Source organism: Arthrobacter sp. B0427-1-12, assembly GCF_059092905.1.
The window spans coordinates 1-484 of sequence record NZ_JBNHIC010000206.1 but is presented as its reverse complement, the minus strand read 5'-3'; the positions used below and the strand labels follow the sequence as shown (position 1 = coordinate 484).

1 protein-coding gene is annotated in these 484 nt (G+C 70.9%); it reads left to right on the top strand.

Going from position 1 to position 484, the window contains the following annotated elements:
• Window positions 1-484: IS1595 family transposase (locus AC5RWU_RS24575; RefSeq protein ID WP_493986781.1), on the top strand; the 484-nt coding region annotated here is incomplete at both ends.

The window sequence follows — 484 nt, the reverse complement described above, 5'->3', positions numbered from 1 at the left end:
TCGTCTGTCCGCGCTGCGCGCAGGTCGGCGGCTGGGCGCTCGGTGATGGCCGGTTCAAGTGCGCGGGCTGCGGGGCGCGGACCGCGGTGACCGCGGGCACCCTGTTCGACCGGCGACGCACGCCGCTGACGGTGTGGTTCACGGCGTGCTGGATGTTCGCCGCCCAGAAGGACGGCGTCTCGGCGTTGAGCCTGCAGCGTGCGCTTGAGATCGGCTCATATCCGACCGCGTGGGCGATGCTGCATCGGCTGCGCCCGGTGCTGGTACGCCCCGGCCGAGACCGGTTGAGCGGCGTCGTCGAGGTCGATGAGACGTACATCGGCGGTGAGGAGCCTAGGCTGCGTGGTGGGCGGGCCAAGGGCAAGAAATCCCTCGTAGCGGTGGCCGTCGAAGTCAGGCAGCCCCGCGGCTACGGACGCTGTCGGATGGCGATCCTGGCCGACGCCTCGGCCGCCTCGCTGCACCTGTTCGTCGGCGAGAACGT